The organism is Aquirufa sp. (assembly GCF_964796385.1).
Genome location: NZ_CBAUBA010000057.1, coordinates 1 through 4,559 on the forward strand (window position 1 = coordinate 1; position 4,559 = coordinate 4,559).

Annotated in this window: 4 protein-coding genes; 3 read left to right on the forward strand and 1 reads right to left on the reverse strand. The window is 33.0% G+C overall.

The window, feature by feature from the left end:
- Positions 1 to 958, reverse strand: a 958-nt coding sequence (gene sucC, locus AC1W6K_RS11580) for an ADP-forming succinate--CoA ligase subunit beta (protein ID WP_481947606.1), incomplete at its 3' end; no start/stop codon positions are given.
- Between the two features lie 96 nt (positions 959 to 1,054).
- On the opposite strand from sucC, the gene AC1W6K_RS11585 reads away from it, so the two are divergent.
- The 3 genes from AC1W6K_RS11585 to AC1W6K_RS11595 are packed head-to-tail and all read left to right on the forward strand — an operon-like array spanning position 1,055 to position 4,495.
- Positions 1,055 to 1,708: an ABC transporter ATP-binding protein gene (locus AC1W6K_RS11585; protein WP_481947607.1), complete on the forward strand. Its 654-nt coding sequence runs from the start codon at positions 1,055 to 1,057 to the stop codon at positions 1,706 to 1,708.
- Between the two features lie 50 nt (positions 1,709 to 1,758).
- On the forward strand, positions 1,759 to 3,186 hold the full coding sequence (miaB, locus tag AC1W6K_RS11590; protein WP_481947608.1) for a tRNA (N6-isopentenyl adenosine(37)-C2)-methylthiotransferase MiaB: 1,428 nt from the start codon (positions 1,759 to 1,761) through the stop codon (positions 3,184 to 3,186).
- Between the two features lies 1 nt (position 3,187).
- Complete coding sequence (locus tag AC1W6K_RS11595; protein WP_481947609.1) at positions 3,188 to 4,495, forward strand: sigma 54-interacting transcriptional regulator; 1,308 nt, start codon at positions 3,188 to 3,190, stop codon at positions 4,493 to 4,495.
- The last annotated feature ends 64 nt before the right edge of the window (positions 4,496 to 4,559 follow it).

A 4,559-nucleotide genomic window follows, 5' to 3' on the forward strand; every position in this document is an offset into this window, starting at 1 on the left:
CATTTGGATCTTGCAGAATTATGCGAAAACCGGCCTCAACGGTTTTTGCATTAGCTCCACCACCTACATCTAAAAAATTAGCGGGATCGCCACCTGATAACTTAATTATATCCATTGTAGCCATTGCTAAACCAGCACCATTGACCATGCAGCCAACATTACCATCTAACTTTACATAATTAAGATCATTCTCTGAAGCTTCGACTTCCAGTGGATCTTCTTCTTGTAAATCTCGTAGAACAGCTAAATCTTTATGACGATACAAGGCATTATCATCAATATTTACTTTTGCATCAACTGCCAATATTTTATCATCAGATGTCTTTAAAACAGGATTAATTTCAAACATTGAAGAATCCGTATCAACATAAGCACGATAGAGCGACTGAATAAATTTAACCATCTCCTTAAATGCTTGACCACTTAAACCGAGCATAAAAGCAACTTTTCGAGCTTGAAAATCTTGTAAACCTACGCGAGGATCAATCCACTCTTTAATAATTTTTTCTGGAGTGTGTTCAGCTACTTCTTCAATATCCATTCCTCCTTCAGTAGAAGCCATAATTACATTACATGAACGACCACGGTCTAGTAAAATAGAAATATAAAATTCCTTCGGTTCTGAATCACCTGGATAATAAACATCTTCACTGATCAAAACCTTATTAACCTTCTTCCCCTCTGGACCTGTTTGATGTGTAACCAATTGCATTCCTAAAATTTGAGAAACACGTTCTTGAACTTCATCTAGATTCTTGGCCAACTTCACTCCTCCTCCTTTACCACGACCGCCGGCATGAATTTGTGCCTTGACAACAAACCAACCAGTTCCTGTCTGTGCTTTTAACGCCTCAGCTGCTGAAATGGAATCTTCGACTTTATCAACAACAATCCCTTCTTGAATTCTTACTCCGTAACCTTTGAGAATTTCTTTGGCTTGGTATTCGTGAATATTCATTTAGTAAAAATTTTAATTTCGTGAAATTACTATTTATTTGCCAAACTTTTAAATTGTTCAATTAACAAGTTCATTTTCATAGAATAACCCAATAAAATGTTAGAATTAAAAAATATTTCCAAAAGTTATGGATCCCAATTAATTCTAAATGACATTTCATTTAGCGCTGATAATAATTCACTAGTATCAATTCTAGGTCCTTCTGGGTCAGGAAAAAGTACATTATTACAAATTATAGGCTTGTTGACAAAAGCAGATTCAGGAGAAATACGATTAAACGATATTTCATATTTGAATTTAGATACAAAAAATTTAGAGGTATTTCGAAATGAAAATTTGGGATTTGTTTTTCAATTTCACAACCTTCTGAATGAATTCTCAGCCTTTGAAAATATTATGATGCCATTGTATTTGCGCAAAGAATATAACAAGGAAAAAGCAACGTATTTAGTAAATGAGATTTCTACATCATTGGGAATCAATCAACTGCTTAAAAAATACCCTGCGAACCTTTCTGGAGGTGAACAACAAAGAGTCGCAGTAGCAAGGGCACTTATAACTGAACCTACATTGTTATTAGCCGATGAACCGACAGGAAATCTTGACAATAAAAATGCAGAAGATTTATATAATTTATTTCTTAAAATAAAGGAAGAGCGCAACCAACAGATTATTATGGTTACGCACAACAACAAACTAACAGAACAATCTGATAAAGTCATATTCTTAGATTCAGGTAAAATTATATAGTATTTACTGACAATATGTCATAAATTTGACCAATAATTTAAGTCTAATTCATGCAAGAATTAAATATACTAGCCCAATCAACAAGTGATAATCTAGACTTACCTCGAATTTCATCCGATACAAATGACTCTTTTTTATTGGGTAAAGTTTACATTGAGAGCTATGGTTGTCAAATGAATTTTGCTGATTCAGAAGTTGTTACAGCTATTTTAATTAATAATGGTTACGGAACTACGTCTAATATTCAAGAGGCAGATTCTATTTTATTAAATACTTGTGCCATTAGAGATAATGCAGAACAAAAAATTCGTCATCGTTTACAGACATTCAAAGCTATTAAATCAAAAAATCCTAAAGTTGTAATTGGAATTTTAGGGTGCATGGCAGAACGTTTAAAAACCAAATTAATAGAAGAAGAAAAATTAGTTGATTTAGTTGCAGGTCCAGATTCGTATCGAGACCTACCCAATTTGCTTGGACAAATTGAAAATGGCCAAAAGGCTATTAATGTCTTTCTTTCTAAAGAAGAAACTTACGGAGACATTGAACCCGTCAGACTTCATTCTAACGGAGTTAGTGCTTTTGTAAGCATCATGCGTGGGTGCGATAATATGTGTTCATTTTGTGTTGTGCCATTCACACGAGGTAGAGAACGCTCTCGGGATTATGATTCCATTCTTGACGAATGTCAAAAATTATACGAAAAAGGATTTAGAGAAATTAATTTACTAGGTCAAAATGTTGATTCTTATCGATGGGAAAATCCATCAACCAAAGAATTAATAACTTTTGATAAACTGATAAGTCTAACCGCTCAAATACATACAGATTTACGTATACGTTTTTCAACTTCTCATCCGAAAGACATTACTAATGAGGTTTTGTATGCAATGAAAAAACATTCTAATATTTGCAAAAACATACACCTTCCTGCTCAAAGTGGTAGTAATCGTATTCTAGATAAAATGAATCGAACTTATACTAGGGAATGGTATTTAGAGAGAATAAGAGCCATACGTGAAATTCTGGGTAATGATTGTGGTATTTCCCATGATATAATTGCTGGTTTTTGTTCAGAAGATGATCAAGATCATCAAGATACATTAAGCCTTTTAAATGAAGTTATTTTTGATTTTGGCTATATGTTTACATATTCAGAAAGACCTGGAACGCCGGCAGCAAAAAAATATACGGATAATGTACCACTAGAGGTAAAATCTAAACGTTTACAAGAAATTATTGATCTACAACGAAAACATTCCGGAATTAGAAATGAGCAAATGATCAATTCAATTCAGAGAGTTCTGGTAGAAGGAAATTCAAAAAAATCTAATCTACATCATTTTGGTAAAACAGACAACAACAAAATTGTTGTTTTTGAAAAAGGATCTGAAAAGGTTGGTAGTTATGTAGATGTTAAAATAACTGCATGTACCACTGGGACTTTATTAGGGCATCTAAATTTAACAAATACTTGATATGGAAAATTCACACATTGCAGGTATCAAGGCAAGATTTGGAATAATTGGAAATTCCTCAGCATTACTTCATGCTATATCGATAGCTGAACAAGTCGCATCCACGGACATGACAGTACTTATTACCGGGGAAAGCGGTTCGGGTAAAGAATCATTTTCAAAAATAATACATGCATTATCAAAAAGGAAACACGGTCAATTCATAGCTGTTAATTGTGGTGCAATTCCAGAAGGTACAATAGATTCCGAGTTATTTGGGCATGAAAAGGGTTCATTTACGGGAGCCATAGAAGCAAGGAAAGGGTATTTTGAAGTTACAGATGGCGGGACAATTTTTCTAGATGAAATAGCCGAAATGCCGCTAGGCACTCAAGCAAGATTATTGCGTGTGTTAGAGAATGGGGAATTTTATCGAGTTGGTTCATCAAAAGTTCAGAAAAGCAATGCGCGCGTAGTGGCGGCAACAAATTTAAATCTTCAAGATGCGATAGAAAAAGGTAAGTTTAGAGAAGATTTATACTATCGACTTTGTACGGTACCTATTTATGTACCCCCACTCCGTGAAAGAGGTTCGGATATTGAATTGCTTTTTAGAAAATTTACAACTGATTTTTCTGAGCTTCATCGGGTAAAGCCTGTTTCATTAACAAATGAAGCTAAAATACTACTTGAAAAACAACGGTTTCCGGGTAATATTCGTCAATTAAAAAATTTAGCAGAACAAATTTCAGTATTAGAATTAGGGGATCGTATTTTAGACGAAGAGAAGCTAAACGAATATTTATTGTTTAATGAGCCTAAAATAAAATCGACTCTTATTAAAGGTGAAAACTTTCAAGGTTCTGAAGGAATGAATGAAAGAGAAATATTATACAAAATTCTTTTTGATCTTAAACGTGATGTTACTGAATTAAAGAAAATACTATTACAAGTAATTGAATCAGGAAATAGCAATGCATATGATATAATTAATGAAAATTCAGATTTATTTGCCGATATTAATTATTCTCCTAACCCATCTATTAAAGCAATTAGCCAAACAGTCAATGTTGATAAAAATGGATTAGAAAATTCAATATCTATCGAACCAAATAAGACGATTCATGTAGTTGAAGAATCTAATTTTGAAGAAATAATATCACCTAGTCAAGACGTGACACTTTCTTTGGAAAAACAAGAAAAAGAAATTATTATCCGCGCTTTGAAGAAAAATAGAAATAAAAGAAAACATGCTGCAAGAGATTTAGGGATATCAGAAAGAACACTATACCGAAAAATTAAACAATATGATCTCGAAGACTTGGCATAAATTATCAAAATATATACTCTTTTCTTATGTATTTATACATATTCTATCTTGTTATAGCTTTAAA